The 16,573-nt window shown below is 69.2% G+C and carries 19 protein-coding genes; 12 read left to right on the top strand and 7 right to left on the bottom strand.

The window, feature by feature from the left end:
• The first annotated feature begins 69 nt into the window (after positions 1 to 69).
• Genes QTI33_RS18110 through QTI33_RS18090 form a run of 5 tightly spaced genes read left to right on the top strand, consistent with a single transcriptional unit; the run spans position 70 to position 5,006 of the window.
• Positions 70 to 1,086: an ABC transporter ATP-binding protein gene (locus tag QTI33_RS18110; protein ID WP_286507554.1), complete on the top strand. Its 1,017-nt coding sequence runs from the start codon at positions 70 to 72 to the stop codon at positions 1,084 to 1,086.
• 26 nt (positions 1,087 to 1,112) lie between these two features.
• Positions 1,113 to 2,408: an ABC transporter substrate-binding protein gene (locus tag QTI33_RS18105; protein WP_286507553.1), complete on the top strand. Its 1,296-nt coding sequence runs from the start codon at positions 1,113 to 1,115 to the stop codon at positions 2,406 to 2,408.
• Positions 2,405 to 3,304 (top strand): carbohydrate ABC transporter permease, encoded by a 900-nt coding sequence (locus tag QTI33_RS18100; protein WP_286507552.1) that lies wholly within the window; start codon positions 2,405 to 2,407, stop codon positions 3,302 to 3,304. Before QTI33_RS18105 ends, QTI33_RS18100 begins: the two co-directional genes overlap by 4 nt.
• Positions 3,301 to 4,134: a carbohydrate ABC transporter permease gene (locus QTI33_RS18095; RefSeq protein WP_444814855.1), complete on the top strand. Its 834-nt coding sequence runs from the start codon at positions 3,301 to 3,303 to the stop codon at positions 4,132 to 4,134. The genes QTI33_RS18100 and QTI33_RS18095 overlap by 4 nt, the downstream gene beginning before the upstream one ends.
• Positions 4,131 to 5,006, top strand: a complete 876-nt coding sequence (locus QTI33_RS18090) for an endonuclease/exonuclease/phosphatase family protein (RefSeq protein WP_286507551.1) — start codon at positions 4,131 to 4,133, stop codon at positions 5,004 to 5,006. The genes QTI33_RS18095 and QTI33_RS18090 overlap by 4 nt, the downstream gene beginning before the upstream one ends.
• Here the strand turns inward: QTI33_RS18090 and QTI33_RS18085 are convergent, their stop codons facing one another.
• The 4 genes from QTI33_RS18085 to phaC all read right to left on the bottom strand — a co-directional run bounded on the left by QTI33_RS18085 (position 5,007) and on the right by phaC (position 9,773).
• Positions 5,007 to 5,999, bottom strand: a complete 993-nt coding sequence (locus QTI33_RS18085) for a tripartite tricarboxylate transporter substrate-binding protein (RefSeq protein ID WP_286507549.1) — start codon at positions 5,997 to 5,999, stop codon at positions 5,007 to 5,009.
• Between the two features lie 133 nt (positions 6,000 to 6,132).
• A complete protein-coding gene (locus QTI33_RS18080) occupies positions 6,133 to 6,810 on the bottom strand; it encodes an RraA family protein (protein ID WP_286507548.1) in 678 nt (225 codons plus the stop codon).
• A 4-nt stretch (positions 6,811 to 6,814) separates the two neighbouring features.
• Entirely contained in the window at positions 6,815 to 7,993 is a 1,179-nt protein-coding gene (locus tag QTI33_RS18075) for an acetyl-CoA C-acetyltransferase (protein WP_286507547.1), read from the bottom strand.
• 49 nt (positions 7,994 to 8,042) lie between these two features.
• Complete coding sequence (phaC, locus tag QTI33_RS18070; protein ID WP_286507546.1) at positions 8,043 to 9,773, bottom strand: class I poly(R)-hydroxyalkanoic acid synthase; 1,731 nt, start codon at positions 9,771 to 9,773, stop codon at positions 8,043 to 8,045.
• A gap of 103 nt (positions 9,774 to 9,876) precedes the next feature.
• Here phaC and QTI33_RS18065 point away from each other — a divergent pair, with 103 nt between their 5' ends.
• On the top strand, positions 9,877 to 10,185 hold the full coding sequence (locus QTI33_RS18065; RefSeq protein ID WP_286507545.1) for a hypothetical protein: 309 nt from the start codon (positions 9,877 to 9,879) through the stop codon (positions 10,183 to 10,185).
• On the opposite strand, the gene pgeF is transcribed toward QTI33_RS18065, so the two are convergent.
• A complete protein-coding gene (pgeF, locus tag QTI33_RS18060; protein WP_286507749.1) occupies positions 10,117 to 10,866 on the bottom strand; it encodes a peptidoglycan editing factor PgeF in 750 nt (249 codons plus the stop codon). The two genes, QTI33_RS18065 and pgeF, sit on opposite strands and share 69 nt — an antisense overlap.
• A 2-nt stretch (positions 10,867 to 10,868) precedes the next feature.
• Positions 10,869 to 11,507, bottom strand: coding sequence for a maleylacetoacetate isomerase (gene maiA / locus QTI33_RS18055; RefSeq protein ID WP_286507748.1), 639 nt, complete (start codon positions 11,505 to 11,507; stop codon positions 10,869 to 10,871).
• Positions 11,508 to 11,611: 104 nt separating this feature from the next.
• Between maiA and QTI33_RS18050 the strand changes: the two genes are divergently transcribed.
• From QTI33_RS18050 to QTI33_RS18025, 6 genes are all read left to right on the top strand, one after another.
• A complete protein-coding gene (locus tag QTI33_RS18050) occupies positions 11,612 to 12,313 on the top strand; it encodes a fumarylacetoacetate hydrolase family protein (protein WP_286507544.1) in 702 nt (233 codons plus the stop codon).
• Positions 12,314 to 12,321: 8 nt separating this feature from the next.
• Positions 12,322 to 12,873 (top strand): NUDIX hydrolase, encoded by a 552-nt coding sequence (locus QTI33_RS18045; RefSeq protein WP_286507543.1) that lies wholly within the window; start codon positions 12,322 to 12,324, stop codon positions 12,871 to 12,873.
• Positions 12,870 to 13,355 (top strand): CreA family protein, encoded by a 486-nt coding sequence (locus QTI33_RS18040; protein ID WP_444814854.1) that lies wholly within the window; start codon positions 12,870 to 12,872, stop codon positions 13,353 to 13,355. Before QTI33_RS18045 ends, QTI33_RS18040 begins: the two co-directional genes overlap by 4 nt.
• 16 nt (positions 13,356 to 13,371) lie before the next feature.
• Positions 13,372 to 15,156, top strand: a complete 1,785-nt coding sequence (locus QTI33_RS18035; RefSeq protein WP_286507541.1) for an ABC transporter ATP-binding protein — start codon at positions 13,372 to 13,374, stop codon at positions 15,154 to 15,156.
• A 59-nt stretch (positions 15,157 to 15,215) separates the two neighbouring features.
• Positions 15,216 to 15,764, top strand: coding sequence for a murein hydrolase activator EnvC family protein (locus QTI33_RS18030; protein WP_353506346.1), 549 nt, complete (start codon positions 15,216 to 15,218; stop codon positions 15,762 to 15,764).
• A gap of 105 nt (positions 15,765 to 15,869) precedes the next feature.
• Positions 15,870 to 16,151: a hypothetical protein gene (locus QTI33_RS18025; protein ID WP_286507540.1), complete on the top strand. Its 282-nt coding sequence runs from the start codon at positions 15,870 to 15,872 to the stop codon at positions 16,149 to 16,151.
• Between the two features lie 9 nt (positions 16,152 to 16,160).
• Here QTI33_RS18025 and QTI33_RS18020 read toward each other — a convergent pair whose 3' ends face one another.
• Complete coding sequence (locus QTI33_RS18020; RefSeq protein ID WP_286507539.1) at positions 16,161 to 16,499, bottom strand: hypothetical protein; 339 nt, start codon at positions 16,497 to 16,499, stop codon at positions 16,161 to 16,163.
• Positions 16,500 to 16,573 lie beyond the last annotated feature (74 nt).

Genomic DNA, 16,573 nt, shown 5'->3' with positions numbered 1-16,573 from the left:
ACGCCCGATGAGGAAAACACTGACCCCTCAATGCAACCGGGTGTCACAAGCCGTCCATATACTGAGTCGATGTCCTCCATCGAGCTGATCGACATCGCCAAGTCCTGGGGCGACGCCACCGCCTTGCAGTCTGTCAACCTGCAGATCCAGGCCGGCTCCTTCTGCGTGCTGCTCGGCCCCTCGGGCTGCGGCAAGTCGACCACGCTGCGGATCCTGGCCGGGCTGGAGACCGCCACCGAAGGCCGGGTGGTCATCGATGGCCGCGACGTCACCGCCCTGCCGCCGGCCCAGCGCGGGATCGCGATGGTGTTCCAGAACTACGCCCTCTTCCCGCACCTGAGCGTGGCCGAGAACATCGCCTTCGGCTTGTCGGTGCGCAAGACACCGGCGGCCGAAAGCGCACGCCGGCTGCGCGAGGTCGCCGCCCTGCTCGGCCTCGAGGCCCTGCTCGATCGCAAGCCCTCGCAGCTCTCGGGCGGCCAGCAGCAGCGGGTGGCGCTGGGCCGGGCGCTGGTGGCGCAGGCCAAGGTCTGTCTCATGGATGAACCGCTGTCCAACCTGGACGCGCAACTGCGCCAGGACATGCGCCGCGAACTGCGCGACCTGCAGCGCCAGCTGGGCCTGACGGTGGTCTATGTCACGCACGACCAGACCGAGGCGATGAGCATGGCCGACCAGGTGGTGTTGCTGAACCGCGGCCGCATCGAGCAGGCCGGCCTGCCGCGCACGCTCTACGCCCGCCCCGCCACCACCTTCGCGGCCCGCTTCATCGGCACCCCGGCCATGAACCTGGTGGCGCTGGAAGGCGGCTGCATCGCCGGCAGCGCGGTCGCCACCGGCCATGACGCCGCCCTGCTGGGTGTTCGGCCCGAAGCCATCGCGCTCGCGCCGCGCGGCATCCCCGCCATGGTGCAGGGCCTCGAATACCTGGGCGCCGACCTGGTGCTGCGCTGCGCGGTCGGCAGCCAGGTGCTGCTGGTGCGCACGGCCGGCGGCTGCGACGCCGCGCCGGGCGACCGGGTCGGGCTGCACTGGGCACCCGGAGACAGCCACGGCTTCGATGCCGCCGGCCACCGCATCGATTGATTTCACTCCCGAGGAAGAAGACGACCATGAAACGCAAGACTTTCGTCCGGGGCCTGGCCCTGCCCCTGCTGGCCGCCAGCGGCCTGTTCACCGCCGGGGTCCACGCCCAGGCACCGGTGGAACTCCAGTTCTACTACCCGGTGGCCGTCGGCGGCCCGATCGCCAAGACCATCGACGGCTTCGCGGCCGGCTTCATGAAGGAGAACCCGGGCGTCAAGGTCTCGCCGATCTACGCCGGCACCTACCAGGAAACCATCGTCAAGGCCCTGACCGCGCACAAGTCGGGCACGCCGCCGGTCACCTCGGTGCTGCTGTCGACCGACATGTTCACCCTGATCGACGAGGAGGCGATCGTGCCCTTCGACGACTTCGTGAAGACGGCCGAGGACAAGGCCTGGCTGGGCGGCTTCTACAAGGCCTTCATGATGAACAGCCAGACCGGCGGCAAGACCTGGGGCATTCCGTTCCAGCGTTCGACCGTGGTCATGTACTGGAACAAGGAGCTGTTCAAGGAAGCCGGCCTCGATCCCGAGAAGCCGCCGACGAACTGGGCGGAGCTCAAGGCGGCCGCCACCAAGCTGACAAGAAAGGACGCCAGCGGAAAGGTCACGCAATGGGGGGTGCAGATCCCGTCGAGCGGCTTCCCCTACTGGCTGTTCCAGACCCTGACGACGCCGAACGACGCGATCCTCGCCAGCGAGGCCGGCACCGCCGTGAAGTTCGACGATCCCAAGGTGATCGAGGCCCTGCAGTACTGGGTCGACCTCGGCAAGGCCGGCATCCACCCGCCCGGCGTCGTCGAGTGGGGCACCACGCCCAAGGACTTCTTCGAGAAGAAGGCGGCGATCATCTACACCACCACCGGCAACCTGACCAACATCAAGGCCAACGCCAAGTTCGACTTCGGCGTCGGCATGATCCCGGGCAACAAGCGCCGCGGCTCGCCCACCGGCGGCGGCAACTTCTACATCTTCAAGAAGTCGACGCCGGCGCAGCAGGATGCCGCCTTCAAGTTCGTCAAGTGGATCACCCAGCCCGAGCGCGCCGCGCAATGGAGCATGGACACGGGCTACGTCGCGGTGTCGCCGGCTGCCTACGAGACCGACACGCTGCGCAAGTACGGCCGCGACTTCCCCGCCGCGCTGGTGGCGCGCGACCAGTTGCCGGTGTCGGTGGCCGAGTTCTCCACCCATGACAACCAGCGCGTGACCAAGGCGCTCAACGACGGGCTGCAGGCCGCGCTGACCGGCAGCAAGACGCCGGCGCAGGCCATGCAGGACGCGCAGCGCGAGGCCGACCGGATCCTGCGCGCGTCCAAGTGAGGCACGGCACCACCGCCGGCAGCAGCGCCGCCCGCGAGGCGGTGCACGCCTGGCTGCTGCTGTTGCCGGCGCTGGTGCTGCTGGTCGCGTTCACGCACTGGCCGGCCATCTCGACGCTGGTCGACAGCTTCTACTCGACGCCCAAGGGCAGCCGACCCGGCGTCTGGGTCGGACTCGAGAACTACCAGGTCATGGTCGGCGACCCGGTGTTCTGGAAGGCGGTGCGCAACAACCTGTGGTTCGCGGGCGCGACCATTCCGCTGTCGATCGCGCTGGCGCTGGTGATGGCGCTGTGGGTCAACGAGCGCATCGCAGGCCGCGCCTTCCTGCGCATGGCCTACTTCACGCCGACCGTGCTGCCGATGATCGCGGTCGCCAACATCTGGCTGTTCTTCTACACGCCGCAGTACGGCCTGCTGGAGCAGATCACGGGTGCGCTCGGCCTGCCCTCGCACAACTGGCTCGGCAGCCCGTCGACGGCGCTCGGCGCCGTGACGCTGGTGGCGATCTGGAAGGAAGCGGGCTTCTTCATGATCTTCTACCTGGCCGCGTTGCAGACCCTCAATCCGAGCCTGCGCGAGGCGGCGGCGATCGAAGGCGCCTCGCGCTGGTACTTCTTCCGCCGGGTGCAGTGGCCGCTCCTGATGCCGACCACGGTGTTCGTGCTGGTCAATGCCTTCATCAACGCCTTCCGGATGGTCGACCACCTGTTCGTGCTGACCCGCGGCGGGCCCGACAACGCCTCGATCCTGCTGCTCTACCACCTGTACGAGGTCGGCTTCAGCTTCTGGGACACGGCCTACGCCTCGGCGATCACGGTGGTGCTGGTGGTGGTGCTGGCGGGCATCGCGCTGTTCCAGTTCTTCGTGCTCGACCGCAAGGTGCACTACAAGTGAGCGCGCCGACCCAACGCCTGGCCTACAACGAGCCGACACTGCTCGACACCCTGGCCGCCTGGCTGCTCGCGCTGCTGTGGATCCTGCCGCTGGCCTATGCGGTCTGGACCGCCTTCCACCCGGCCGAATTCTCGACCCGCTTCGCGCTCGCGGCGCCGCTCACGCTGGACAACTTCCGCCGTGCCTGGGAGGCCGCGCCGTTCGCGCGCTACTTCCTCAACACCACGCTGCTGGTGGCGATGGTGCTGGCGGTGCAGCTGGTGCTGGGCACGCTCGCGGCCTACGCCTTCGCGCGCTACCGGTTCAAGGGCCGCGGCATCGCCTTCGCCCTGGTGCTGGTGCAGCTGATGATCATGCCGGACATCCTGCTGGTCGAGAACTACAAGACCATGGCCCGGCTCGGCCTGGTCGACACGCTGCTGGCCATCGGCCTGCCCTACTTCGCCTCGGCCTTCGCGATCTTCCTGTTGCGCCAGACCTTCATGGGCATCCCGAAGGAGCTCGACGAGGCCGCGCGGGTCGAGGGCGCCAGCGCGCTGCAGACGCTGTGGCGCATCTACGTGCCGCTCGCCCGGCCGGTCTACACGGCCTTCGCGCTGGTGTCGGTGAGCTTCCACTGGAATAATTTCCTCTGGCCGCTCATCATTACCAACAGCGTCAACGCGCGGCCGCTGACCGTCGGCCTGCAGGTGTTTTCCTCGGTCGACCAGGGCGTCGACTGGTCGGTCATCACGGCCGCCACCTTGATGACCTCGGCGCCGCTGCTGATCGCCTTCCTGCTTTTCCAGCGGCAGTTCGTGCAGAGCTTCATGAGGGCCGGCATCAAATGAAACTCGTCACCTGGAACACCCAATGGTGCCGCGGCCTCGACGGCGTCGTGAGCCCGCGGCGCATCGTCGACGGCGCCCGCGCCATGGCCGACTTCGACGTACTGTGCCTGCAGGAGATCGCCTGCGGCTTCGACGGCATGCCGGGCCAGCCCGGCGACCAGCCGGCCGAACTGCAGGCACTGCTGCCAGGCTTCCGGCTGTTCTTCGGCGCCGCCGTCGACGAGTTCGATGCCGACGGCCGGCCGATGCGCTTCGGCAACCTGATCGCCACCCGGCTGCCGGTGTCGCGGGTCCAGCATCACCCCCTGCCCTGGCCGGCCGATCCGAGCGTGAGCAGCATGCCGCGCATGTGCACCGTGGTCACGCTGGCCAGCCCCGAATTGGGATCGCTGCGCGTGATGACCACCCACCTGGAGTACTACTCGCCGAGCCAGCGCCTGGCCCAGGCCCGCGCTTTGCGCGCCCTGCATCTGGAGGCTTGCGAGCAGGCCGCGGCCCCGCCGATCGACCCGCGCGAAGTCTCGCCCTTCCAGGCCAAGGCGCACACGCCGCAGGCGATCCTGTGCGGCGACTTCAACATGGCGGCGAGCGACCCGGCCTACGACGAGATCGTGCAGGCCTTCGTCGACCCGGCGCTGCCGGCCGGGGGCACGCCCGCGAGGCGGCTGCAGGACGCCTGGCCGCTGGCCCACCCCGAGCGGCCGCACGACGCCACCTTCCGCCTGTTCGACCGCACCTACGGCCCCGACCCGGTCGCCTGCGACTTCGTCTTCGTGAGCGATTCGCTGGCGCCGCGGGTGCGAAAGGTCGAGGTCGACCTGCAGACGCAGGCCTCGGACCATCAACCGGTCATGATCGAACTCGGGGACTGATCACTCCCCCTGGATGCCCGCGGCCCGGATCACCTTGCCCCACTTGGCGACCTCGGCCGTCAGGTGCGTGCGCAGCGCCTCGGGCGTGACCTTGTCCATCGGCACGATCTCCGAGCTCAGGTCGGCCAGGCGCTGCTTGACCACCGGGTCCTGCAGCGCCACGCGCAACGCGGCGTTGATCTTGTCGACCACCGCCGGCGGCGTGCCCTTCGGCGCATAGACGCCGTGCCAGACCCGCACGTCGAAGCCCTTCAGGCCCTGCTCGTCGAGCGTCGGGATGTTCGGCAGGCTCGACAGGCGCTGCGGCGTGGTCACGCCGAACACCTTGACCCGGTTGCCCTCCTTGATCACCGGCGCGGTCTGCGTGGTCTGGTCGCACAGCAGGTCGACCTGGCCGCCCATCAGGTCGTTGAGCGCCGGACCGGCGCCCTTGTAGGGCACGGTGGTCAGCGCGACCCCGATCTGGCTCGTGAACAGCAGGCCGCAGAGCTGCGACACCGCACCGACGCCGGCATTGGCCAGCGACACCTTGTCCTTGTGGGTCTTGACGTAGGCCAGCAGCTCCTGGAAGTTGTTGGCCGGAAAGTCCTTGCGCGACAGCAGCGTCATCGGCACGTCGAGCACCTGCCCGACGTACTCGAAGTCCTTCAGCGGGTCGTACGGCAGCTTCTTGTAGAGCGCCGGCGCGGTCGCCATGCCCATGTGGTGGATCAGGATGGTGTAGCCGTTCGGTGCTGCCCGCGCCACCCGCGCGGGTGCAATGGTGCCCCCGGCGCCGACCGTGTTCTCGACGATGACCGTCTGGCCCAGCGACTTGCCCATCGGGAGCGCGAGCATGCGCGCGACCACGTCGGTGGGGCCGCCGGCCGAATACGGCACCACCAGCGTGACGGGCTTGTCGGGCCAGGCCGCCTGGGCGGCGGCCGGTGCCTGGAGGGTGGCCAGGGCAGCGCCCAGGGTGACGCCGATCAGCGCCTTCAGCTTCGAATCCATGTTGTCTCCCGAGTAGAGCGGGCATGGTCGGCGCTGCGCGGCAAACGCGCAATCGGCGAATTCGGAAGGCGGGCTTCGGTTTTCGAGAACCCCGTGCAGGAATGCGCAGATCGCACCCTGCCGGGCGACTCACTCACATCACGCCGAAGGTCGCCAGCGCCTCGCAGGCGCTCATGCCGCCGCGGATCGCGTCGGCCACCTTGTTCTCGGTGCGCACCTTGTCCAGGGCCTTGGCCACCGCCTCGCCCTCGACCGCGCGCGGGATCACCAGCACGCCCTCGCGGTCGCCGAACAGCAGGTCGCCGGGCGCGATGCGCACGCCCTCGATCTCGATCGTGCAGCGGTAGTCGATGACCTGGCCGCGCACGCCCTGGTCCTGCGCATAGGTACCGCGGCAGAAGACATCGAAGCCGAGCCGCTCGATTTCTCCGGCGTCGCGCACGTAGCCGTCGAGGATCGCGCCCGCCGCCTTCAGGTGGCGGGCCCGGGTCGACATCAGGCCGCCCCACAGCGCATAGCGCAGCGAGGCACCGGTGGCGATGTAGATCTCGCCGGGCTGGAGGTCGTCGAGCGCCTCCAGCATCAGGCCGAAAGGCTTGCCCGACAGAGGACCGGCCGAGCGCGTGCCGTCGTTGATGACGTCGGCCTCGAGCACCGGCATGGCACGGCCGACGATGCGCATCGATTTCTCGAGCGGCGCGATGCCGGCCGGCAGGAACTGGTGCTGGTACCCCATGGTGTCCAGCACGTCGCCCACCGCGGCGACGAACAGTTCGTCGCGGATCTGGCGAAAGAGCTGTGCGTCGCTCAAGAGATCAGCGCTCGATGGTGAGCGCCACGCCCATGCCGCCGCCGATGCACAGCGAGGCGATGCCCTTCTTGGCGTTCTGCCGCTGCATCTCGTGCAGCAGCGTGACCAGGATGCGGCAGCCCGACGCGCCGATCGGGTGGCCGATGGCGATCGCGCCGCCGTTCACGTTGACCTTGTTGACGTCCCAGCCCATCTCGCGGTTCACCGCGCAGGCCTGGGCCGCGAAGGCCTCGTTGATCTCGAGCACGTCGAGGTCCTGCGGCTTCCAGCCGGCGCGCTGCAGCGCCTTCTGCGACGCCGGCACGGGGCCCATGCCCATGAAGGCCGGGTCGAGCCCGGTGCTGGCGTAGCTGGCGATCCGCCCGAGCGGCTTCAGGCCCAGCGCGGCCGCCTTCTTGGCGGTCATGACCATCACGGCGGCGGCGCCGTCGTTCAGGCCCGAGGCATTGCCGGCGGTCACGCCGCCGGCCTTGTCGAAGGCGGGGCGCAGGGCGGCCAGCACTTCGGCGGTGCTCTTGCGGTTGATGAACTCGTCCTTGTCGAAGACGACCGGGTCGCCCTTCTTCTGCGGGATGTTGACGGCAACGATCTCGTCCTTGAACTTGCCGGCGTCCTGCGCGGCCGCGGCCTTGGTCTGGCTGCCGAGCGCGAGTTCGTCCTGCGCGGCCCGGCTGATGTCGTACTTCTTGGCCACGTTCTCGGCCGTGATGCCCATGTGGTACTGGTTGTAGACGTCCCACAGGCCGTCGATGATCATCGAGTCGACCAGCTTCCAGTCGCCCATGCGCTGGCCGTTGCGCGAGTTCGGCAGCACGTGCGGCGCCATGCTCATGCTCTCCTGGCCGCCAGCGATCACGATTTCGCTGTCGCCCGTGGCCACGGCCTGCGCCGCCAGCATCACGGCCTTGAGGCCCGAGCCGCAGACCGCGTTGATGGTCAGCGCCGGCGTCTCCTTGGCGATGCCGCTCTTCAGCAGCGCCTGGCGCGCCGGATTCTGGCCGCTGCCCGCGGTCAGCACCTGGCCCATGATGACTTCGCCGATCTGGTCGTTGCCGACGTTCGCGCGCGCCAGCAACTCCTTGATCACGATGGCACCGAGTTCGGTGGCCGGGATGCTGCCCAGCGATCCGCCGAACTTGCCCACGGCGGTACGTGCGGCTGAAACGATGACGATGTCTTCCATGATGTGCTCTCCGGTGCGTGGATTGATGTGACAGAAAAAACGTGAGTGGTCAGGCCTTGGCCTTGACATAGCGGCCCGGCGCCGGCTCACTCGCCTTGTAGGCGCTGCCTTTGCCATAAGCCTTGGGGGCAGCGATCTGCTTGCCCGCGTGGGTCTTCAGCCAGTCGGACCAGTCGGTCCACCAGCTGCCGGGATGCTCGGTCGCGCCGGCCAGCCATTCGGCCTGGGTGGCCGGCAGCTTGCCGTCGGCGCGGATCCAGTGGCTGCGCTTTTTCTTCGCCGGCGGATTGATCACGCCGGCGATGTGGCCCGAGGCGCCCATCACGAAGCGCTTCTTGCCGCTCAGCACCTGCGTCGAGGCATAGGCGCCGCCGATCGGCACGATGTGGTCCTCGCGCGAGCCGTAGATGTAGACCGGCGCCTCGATGGCCCCGAGGTCGACCGGCTCGCCGGCCACCGTCAGCGCGCCCGGCACCGCGAGCTTGTTCTCGTGGTAGGTGTTGCGCAGGTACCAGCAGTACATCGGGCCCGGCAGGTTGGTGGCGTCGCTGTTCCAGTAGAGCAGGTCGAAGGGCGGCGGCGTCTCGCCCTTCAGGTAGTTGCCCACCACGTAGTTCCAGACCAGGTCGTTGGGCCGCAGGAAGCTGAAGGTGGAGGCCAGCTCGCCGCCCTGCAGCAGCCCGCCCTGCCCCATCTGCATCTCGCGGAACTGGACGAAGTTCTCGTCGATGAAGATGTCGAGCACCCCGGTGTCGGTGAAGTTGAGCAAGGTGGTCAGCAGGGTGACCGAGGCTGCCGGCTGCTCGCCGCGCGCCGCCAGCACGGCCAGCGCGGTGCTCAGGATGGTGCCGCCGACGCAGAAGCCGAGGGTGTCGATCTGGCCGCCCTGCTTGTCCTGGCCGGTGATCTCCTGCGTGACGTGGATCGCCTTGATGGCGGCATCCTCGATGTACTGGTCCCAGGTGTACTGCGCCATCGACGCATCGGGGTTGCGCCAGCTCACGACGAAGACGCGGTGCCCCTGCTCGACCGCATAGCGGATCAGCGAATTCTCCGGCTGCAGGTCGAGGATGTAGAACTTGTTGATGCACGGCGGCACCAGCAGCAGCGGCCGCTCGTAGACCTTCGCGGTCAGCGGCTTGTATTCGAGCAGCTGGAACAGGTCGTTTTCGAACACCACGGCGCCTTCGGTGGTGCCGACGTTGCGGCCGACCTCGAAGGCGCTTTCGTCGGTCATGCTGACGTGGCCCTGCTGCAGGTCGTGAATCAGGTTCTGGATGCCCTTGGCGATGCTCTCGCCCTGGGTCTCGAGCGCCTTCTTCTGGGCCTCGGCGTTGAAGGCCAGGTAGTTGCTGGGCGCCGAAGCCGCCATCCATTGCTCGACCGCGAAGCGCAGCCGCGAGCGGGTCTTGGCGTCGGCTTCGACCGCTTCCGCCATGCCCATCAGGGTGCGGGCGTTCAGCAGGTAGATCGCAGCCGAGAAGGACGAGACCGGATTGCTGCCCCAGGCGGAGCCCGCAAAGCGCTTGTCGACGCCGGCCTGGGCCGCGAAGCCGTTGTGCCAGAGCGCGCTGGCTTCGGTGACGTATTGCTCCTGCAGCTGGCGCAGCTTCTCGCCCGAGAACGACAACTGGGGCATCTGGCTCCAGGGGGCGCCGGCCGAGGCCGTTCCCTGGGCGCCGAGCGACTGGAAGGATTCGAGGGCTTTCTCCCATCCCTGCGTGAGCGCCTGCTGGAAGGGCGCGAAAGTCTCGGCCCCGGGGGCTTGTGCGTGTTTCATGATGTCTCCTGCTGCCTCGCCTCGTGCATTCGGGTTTTGAGTATGCTGTATTCGCCAGGGCCCCACCAGCGCGGCCCGCCATACCTGCCTGAAAACATCATCTATGCACCTCGTCGTGATCGCCTGGCTTTATGTGGCCCTGATGATGGCCGTGGCGGAAGCCACCAACACCACCGGCACCGTGCTCGGCGCGATCGTTACCTTTGTACTCTACGGCCTTTTGCCGGTGGCACTGGTGGTTTACCTGATGGCCACGCCGGCCCGGCGAAGGGCGCTCAAGGCCCGCGAGGCCGCCGAGCGCGAGGCGGCCGTACGAGCGCACGCGCAGGCCGCCCGGGGCGATTCAGGGGCGCCAGATGCAGGCCGCGAAGCGGCCGCTGGCGCGGTCGCGCCGGTGCGAGAAAAAACGTAACGGGTTGTGCACCGTGCACCAGGCTTCGCTGCCATCGTTGCCATGAAGCCGCGTGACGCCGGCCGCCTGCAGCCGCTGGCGCGCCAGGCCGGCCAGATCGGCCATCCATTTGCCGGGGCTGCCCGCGGGGCGAAAGCAACGGCTGGCCGCGGGTGAGGCGGCGACGAAGGCCGCGCGCACTTCATCGCCAACCTCGAAGGCGTCCGGGCCGATGCAGGGCCCGAGCCAGGCCATCAGCGCCGGCGCGCCGCCCTCGCCCCCGAAGGCGGCGACCGTGCGTTCGAGCACGCCCGCGGCCAGCCCGCGCCAGCCCGCATGCGCGGCCGCCACGCGGCGGCCTGCCGCATCGGTGAAGAGCACCGGCAGGCAGTCGGCGACCATGATCGTGCAGGCGACACCGCGTTCGGCGGTGCTGCAGGCGTCGGCGGCGGCGCCGTCGGCCGTGCGGCTGTCGAGTTCCACGATCTCGGTGCCGTGCACCTGTTGCAGGAACACCGGGTGCGCGCCCAGCGCCGCTTCGAGCCGGGCCCGGTTGGTCCGCACGCTGGCCGGATCGTCGCCCACATGGCCGCCCAGGTTGAGGCTCCGGCAGGCTCCCGCCGAGACGCCGCCATCGCGCGTGGTGCAGAGCGCCCGCACGCCGGCGGGCAGCGGCCAGTCGGGCACCAGCCAGTCCGGCATGCTCACGCTTCGGCGTCGGGACAGCGCGAAGGCTGGGCCCGCTGGAAGGCGTCGAGCTGCATGCAGGCCTCGAAGGCCGCCATGGTGCGCGGCAGGCCGCTGAAGTCGCAGTCGAAGCGCTGGCCATTGAAGACCTGCGGCACCAGGCAGCAGTCGGCCATGGTGGGGGTGTTGCCGAAGCAATAGGTGCTCGCCGGATGCTGGGCCAGCTGGCGCTCGAAGGCCAGCATGCCTTCGCGCACCCAGTGGCGGTACCAGCCGTTCTTGGCGTCGTCGTCGAGCTTGAGCTCGCGCACCAGGTACTTGAGCACGCGCAGGTTGTTGAGCGGATGGATCTCGCAGGCGATCGACTCCGACAGCGCCCGCACGCGGGCCCGGCCGACCGGATCGTGCGGCAGCAGCGGCGGCTCGGGCTGGATCTCGTCCAGGTATTCGATGATCGCCATCGACTGCGTGAAGCGCTCGCCGTCGTCCTCGAGCAGCGGCACCAGCATGTCGGGCGAGATCGCCGCGAAAGGGCCGGTCTTGTGCTCGCCGCGCGCGATGTGCACCGGGATGTACTCGTAGTCGAGGCCCTTCAGGTTCAGCGCGATGCGCACGCGGAAGGACGCGGAGGAGCGGAAATAGTTGTGCAGCTTCATCATCCGGCAAGCATAGCCGTGCCGCCTGCCCCCGGCCACGTCGCGGACAAGCGGCGGCGCCCTCTGGCACACTTCCCGTTTCGCTGAAAAAGGACGCCTTTCCCATGACTGCCGAGTTTGTTTTCACCCCCCATCCGGTCGTGTCGATCCCGGTGGTCGGCCAGGCCGCGCGTTTTCCGGTCCACCGCATCTACTGCGTCGGCCGCAACTACGAAGAGCACGCCAAGGAAATGGGTTTCACCGGACGCGAGCCGCCCTTCTTCTTCATGAAGCCGGCCGATGCCGTGGTGGTGGTCGACGCCGGCGCGACCGGCCGCATGGACTACCCCACGCTGACCAAGAACCTGCACCACGAGATCGAACTGGTCGCGGCCATCGGCACCGGCGGCCGGAACATCGCCGCCGCCGACGCGATGAAGCACATCTACGGCTATGCCGTCGGCCTGGACATGACGCGCCGCGACCTGCAGAACGACATGAAGAAGCAGGGCCGGCCCTGGGACATCGGCAAGAGCTTCGAGCAGAGCGCGCCGATCGGCCCGATCGTGCCGGCGGCCCAGGCCGGGGACATCGAGCACGCCGGGATCTCGGTGCAGGTCGGCGGCACCGACCGCCAGCGCAGCAACGTCGGCAAGCTGATCTGGAACCTGGCCGAGACCATCGAACACCTGTCGGCGGCCTGGGAACTGCAGCCCGGCGACCTGATCTTCACGGGCACGCCCGAGGGCGTGGCGGCGGTGGTCGCCGGCGACACGCTGGTCGGCGAGATCACCGGCCTGCCGTCGCTGACGGTCCAGATCGTCTAGTCACGCCCATGATCCTGCGCGTCCCCATCAAGCACTGCAAGAACTGCGGCACCGCCGTGGTCTACCGCCTGCCGGACGACGGCGACACCAAGGAGCGCGCGGTCTGCCCGGCCTGCAACACGGTCCACTACGAGAACCCGCTCAACGTGGTCGGCACGATCCCGGTCCTGGGCCAGCGGGTGCTGCTGTGCAAGCGCAACATCGAGCCGCGCTGGGGCAAGTGGACCCTGCCGGCCGGCTTCATGGAACTCGGCGAGACCACCGAACAGGGAGCGGCGCGCGAGACCGACGAAGAGGCCGGCGCCGAGTACGAGATGGAGGGCCTGTTCGCCGTGATGAGCGTGGTGCGGGTCGGCCAGGTCCACCTGTTCTATCGGGCGCGGCTGCTGAGCGATCGCTTCGATCCGGGCCACGAGACCATCGAGGCCCGGCTCTTCACCGAAGAAGAGATCCCGTGGGAGGAGATCGCCTTTCGCACCGTGCGCGAGGCGCTGCAGCGCTACTTCGACGACCGTCGCCGGGGCAGCTTCGATCGCGTCCACACGGTGACCATCGAATGACGGCGCGCCGCAGTTGGACGCCGGCGCTGCTGCTCGGCCTGGCGATGACGGCGGCCGCGCGCGCCCCGGCCGAGCCTGTGGGCGAGGTCGACACCGCCTTCAAGCTCATCGGCCCCGATCACAAGATCGTGGTCGAGGCCTACGACGACCCGAAGGTCAGCGGCGTGACCTGCTACGTCTCGCGCGCCAAGACCGGCGGCGTCTCCGGCGCGCTGGGCCTGGCCGAGGACAAGTCCGAGGCCTCGATCGCCTGCCGCCAGGTGGGGCCGGTGAGCGTCACGCAGCCGCTGCCCAAGCGCGAGGAGGTCTACAGCGAGCGGCTGTCGCTCCTCTTCAAGCGGCTGCGCGTGGTGCGGCTGGTCGACCCCAAGCGCAACACGCTGGTCTACCTGACCTATTCCGACCTGCTGGTCGACGGCTCGCCGAAGAACAGCGTCACCGCGGTGGCGATCGATCGGGCCACGCCGATCCCGATGAAGTAGCGCGAGGCGCCGGCGGATGAGCGACAACGCCCCAGGCAACGCCATTCGCGCCCTCTACGGTGCGCTCTGGCGCTACGCCGAAGGCGCCCGGCCGCAACTGCTGGCCGCGACCGCACTGCTAACCGGCTCGCAGCTGCTGCGGCTCACCATGCCCTGGCTGGCGGCCCAGGCCATCAACGCGCTGCAGACCGGCGACTTCGCCGGCTCCGGCCGCTGGATCGGGGCGCTGACGGCGGTCTACGTCGCCTCGTGGCTGGTGCACGGGCCGGGCCGGATCCTCGAGCGCAACGTCGGCCTGCAGGTGCGCGAACGGCTGGCCGACATGCTCTACGCCCGGATCGCCGCCGCCCCGCTGGCCTGGCAGGACGGCCACCATTCGGGCGAGATGCAGCACCGCGTGCACCAGGCCAGCAAGGCGCTGTCGGACTTCGCGCAGAACCAGTTCGTCTATCTCACCAACATCGTCAACTTCATCGGGCCGCTGGTGGCGCTGACCCTGCTGTCGCGCGCCAGCGGCGCGATCGCCATCACCGGCTACGTGGTGATCGCCATCCTGGTGCTGCGTTTCGACCGGGCGCTGATGCGGCTGGCCCGGGCCGAGAACGACGCCGACCGCCGCTACGTGGCCGCCCTGCTCGACTTCCTCGGCAACGCCTCGACCGTGATCGGTTTGCGCCTGTCGGCCGCATCGCGCCTGCTGCTGGGGCGGCGCATGGCCGCGATCTCGGTGCCGCTCAAGCGCACCGTGGTGCTCAACGAAGGCAAGTGGTTCGCGGTCGACATCCTCGGCCTGGCGCTGACCTGGGGCCTGGTGGTGGTCTACGTCTGGCAGTCGCGGGCGCCGGGCCAGGCGGTGCTGCTGGGCGGGGTGTTCATGATCTACCAGTACGCCCAGCAGGCCGCGGGCGTGGTCTCCTCGATGGCCGCCAACTTCCAGTCCTTCGCCCGCATGCACACCGACTACACCAGCGCCGCGCCGATCTGGCAGGCGCCCGCGCGGGTGCCGGACCTGGCCGAGGAGGCCATTGACCGCGATGCCGCCTGGCGCACGATCGCGATCGAGCACCTGGTCTGGCGCTACGACCCGCGCGGCACGCCGGCGGCCATGGCAGAGCCGGCGCGCAGCGGGCTGCACGACGTCTCGCTGGCCCTCGGCCGCGGCCAGCGCATCGCGCTGGTCGGCCCGAGCGGCGGCGGCAAGAGCACGCTGCTGCGCGTGCTGGCCGGCCTCTATGCGCCGCAGCAGGGCAGGCTGGCGATCGACGGCCAGCCGCAGCCATGGCCGCGGCTGCGCACCCTGGCGACGCTGATCCCGCAGGAGACCGAGGTGTTCGAGGCCAGCGTGCGCGAGAACCTCGGCTTCGGCCAGCCGGCGAGCGACGACGACCTGCACGCGGCGATGCATGCCAGCACCTTCGACGAGGTGCTGCAGGCCACGCACGGCGACCTCGACACGCCGCTGTCGGAGCGCGGCTTCAACCTGTCAGGCGGCCAGCGCCAGCGCCTGTGCCTCGCGCGCGGCGTGCTGGCGGCCCGGGGCAGTTCCCTGCTGCTGCTCGACGAGCCGACCAGTGCGCTCGACGCAGCCACCGAGGCCCGGGTGCTCGAACGCATCGCGGCCGCATTTCCCGACGCCTGCCTGGTCGCGTCGATCCACCGCCTGAGCCTGCTGGAGCGCTTCGACACGGTGGTGCTCATGGAGGCCGGCCAGGTGGTCGACGCCGGCCCGCGCGAGGCGGTGCTGGCGCGCCAGCCGCTGCTGCAACGCATGGTCGCACCTGCTCCGGCCGCCGCATGCTAAAACCGCGGTCCGGTCACGCGCCGGGGAACCCTTCGCTGCGATCACGTTCCATCCAAGCCATGCACATCCAGAATCCACTCTCCCGCGCCGCCGCCCTCGCGGCGGGCGCCGTCGCGATCGCCGCCTTGACGGCCTGTACGACGACCCCGCCGCAGAGCACCAGCCCGCCCTTCTACCCCTTGCCGCCCTCGGGCCAGGCGGTGCCCCCCGCGGCGACGCCGCCGGCGCCGAAGCCGCAGGCGATCTTCATCCGCCCGGCGCCGGGGCGCACCCTGTCCGGCTTCGACGGCAGCCGCAACAAGGGCATCGATATCGCGGGCAACCTGGGCGACCCGGTGCTCGCCGCGGCCGACGGCCGGGTGGTGTACGTGGGTGGCGAACTGCGGGGCTACGGCAACATGGTCATCGTCCAGCACAACGACACCTTCCTGACCGCCTACGCCAACGCCAAGACCATCCTGGTCAAGGAGAAGGACGTGGTGCGCCAGGGCCAGAAGATCGCCGAGATCGGCAACAGCGACGCCGACCGCGTGAAGCTGCACTTCGAGATCCGCAAGCAGGGCGTGGCGGTGGATCCCGAGCCCTACCTGAACGGCACCTTGCGCTGAGCTGTTGCCGTTGTAGGCGTCCTCCGTCGTCGCAAGGCGATGTTCGCCGGGACTTCCTTTCGCTGCGCTGGCGTCCAATACGCAGCAAACGACAAGGAGCCCCCGATGAACTGCGAAGCGATCCATTGCCCCGACGTGGGCACCGTCAGGTTCGCGATCTACCCTGATGGTTTTGACGGACCTCGCATCATCGCCCACATCTCGGAACGCGCCCTTCGCGAGTGCTTCGGCGCCCATCCGGACGAACCCGGCCTGATCTCCGCCTGCCAGGCGAACTTCGGCCTCATCGAGGCCAAGGCACTGGCCCGCTACGCCGCCCGGCCCGGGGCTGCGGTGCTGCTTGCACCGGCCGACTTCGGCGCCGTCGACGCGCTCGCCGAAGTCTGAGCCTGGCGCTCAGTGCGGGACGCCGCCGGTGATGCCGGCCATGCCGGTCGACTGGCCGATCGCCTCGGTGCCGGTGTTGTGCGAGGCGGCCACGGCCTCACGGTAGACCGCTTCGCGCGACACGCCCTGCGAATTCACCATCGGCGCGGCGGTCGACTGGCCGATGGCCTCGGTGCCCGATGCATGCGACGCCGCGATCGCGTCGGCGTCGACCTCCGGCCTGGCGGCCGAGTTCATCTGCAGCGGGTGGTAGTCCGATCCATCCGATTGGGCGTTGGCGCTGAGCGCACCGAGCGAGGCCATGGCGCCGAAGACGCCCACGGCGAGACCCTTGATCAAAGCATGCATGCAAATCTCCTTCAGGCCCTGCCCCGTGCACGCCGACGCGGCGCCACGGAGGGCTTGCACGCACTCTAGGCGCC

This window comes from Variovorax davisae (assembly GCF_030316845.1).
In the GTDB taxonomy this organism is placed as follows: domain Bacteria; phylum Pseudomonadota; class Gammaproteobacteria; order Burkholderiales; family Burkholderiaceae_C; genus Variovorax; species Variovorax davisae.
Note: the sequence above shows the minus strand (reverse complement) of the source record. Positions and strands in the feature narration are given on the sequence as shown.

What these genes read in the sequence shown, in the direction of transcription:
- QTI33_RS18085 (WP_286507549.1), bottom strand. Translation starts at nt 5,999, where the DNA reads ATGGATTCGAAGCTGAAGGCGCTGATCGGCGTCACCCTGGGCGCTGCC.
- QTI33_RS18040 (WP_444814854.1), top strand. Translation starts at nt 12,870, where the DNA reads ATGACGGCGCGCCGCAGTTGGACGCCGGCGCTGCTGCTCGGCCTGGCG.
- QTI33_RS18110 (WP_286507554.1), top strand. Translation starts at nt 70, where the DNA reads ATGTCCTCCATCGAGCTGATCGACATCGCCAAGTCCTGGGGCGACGCC.
- pgeF (WP_286507749.1), bottom strand. Translation starts at nt 10,866, where the DNA reads ATGCCGGACTGGCTGGTGCCCGACTGGCCGCTGCCCGCCGGCGTGCGG.
- QTI33_RS18065 (WP_286507545.1), top strand. Translation starts at nt 9,877, where the DNA reads ATGCACCTCGTCGTGATCGCCTGGCTTTATGTGGCCCTGATGATGGCC.
- maiA (WP_286507748.1), bottom strand. Translation starts at nt 11,507, where the DNA reads ATGAAGCTGCACAACTATTTCCGCTCCTCCGCGTCCTTCCGCGTGCGC.
- QTI33_RS18030 (WP_353506346.1), top strand. Translation starts at nt 15,216, where the DNA reads ATGCACATCCAGAATCCACTCTCCCGCGCCGCCGCCCTCGCGGCGGGC.
- QTI33_RS18075 (WP_286507547.1), bottom strand. Translation starts at nt 7,993, where the DNA reads ATGGAAGACATCGTCATCGTTTCAGCCGCACGTACCGCCGTGGGCAAG.
- QTI33_RS18105 (WP_286507553.1), top strand. Translation starts at nt 1,113, where the DNA reads ATGAAACGCAAGACTTTCGTCCGGGGCCTGGCCCTGCCCCTGCTGGCC.
- QTI33_RS18050 (WP_286507544.1), top strand. Translation starts at nt 11,612, where the DNA reads ATGACTGCCGAGTTTGTTTTCACCCCCCATCCGGTCGTGTCGATCCCG.
- QTI33_RS18025 (WP_286507540.1), top strand. Translation starts at nt 15,870, where the DNA reads ATGAACTGCGAAGCGATCCATTGCCCCGACGTGGGCACCGTCAGGTTC.
- phaC (WP_286507546.1), bottom strand. Translation starts at nt 9,773, where the DNA reads ATGAAACACGCACAAGCCCCCGGGGCCGAGACTTTCGCGCCCTTCCAG.
- QTI33_RS18020 (WP_286507539.1), bottom strand. Translation starts at nt 16,499, where the DNA reads ATGCATGCTTTGATCAAGGGTCTCGCCGTGGGCGTCTTCGGCGCCATG.
- QTI33_RS18035 (WP_286507541.1), top strand. Translation starts at nt 13,372, where the DNA reads ATGAGCGACAACGCCCCAGGCAACGCCATTCGCGCCCTCTACGGTGCG.
- QTI33_RS18090 (WP_286507551.1), top strand. Translation starts at nt 4,131, where the DNA reads ATGAAACTCGTCACCTGGAACACCCAATGGTGCCGCGGCCTCGACGGC.
- QTI33_RS18045 (WP_286507543.1), top strand. Translation starts at nt 12,322, where the DNA reads ATGATCCTGCGCGTCCCCATCAAGCACTGCAAGAACTGCGGCACCGCC.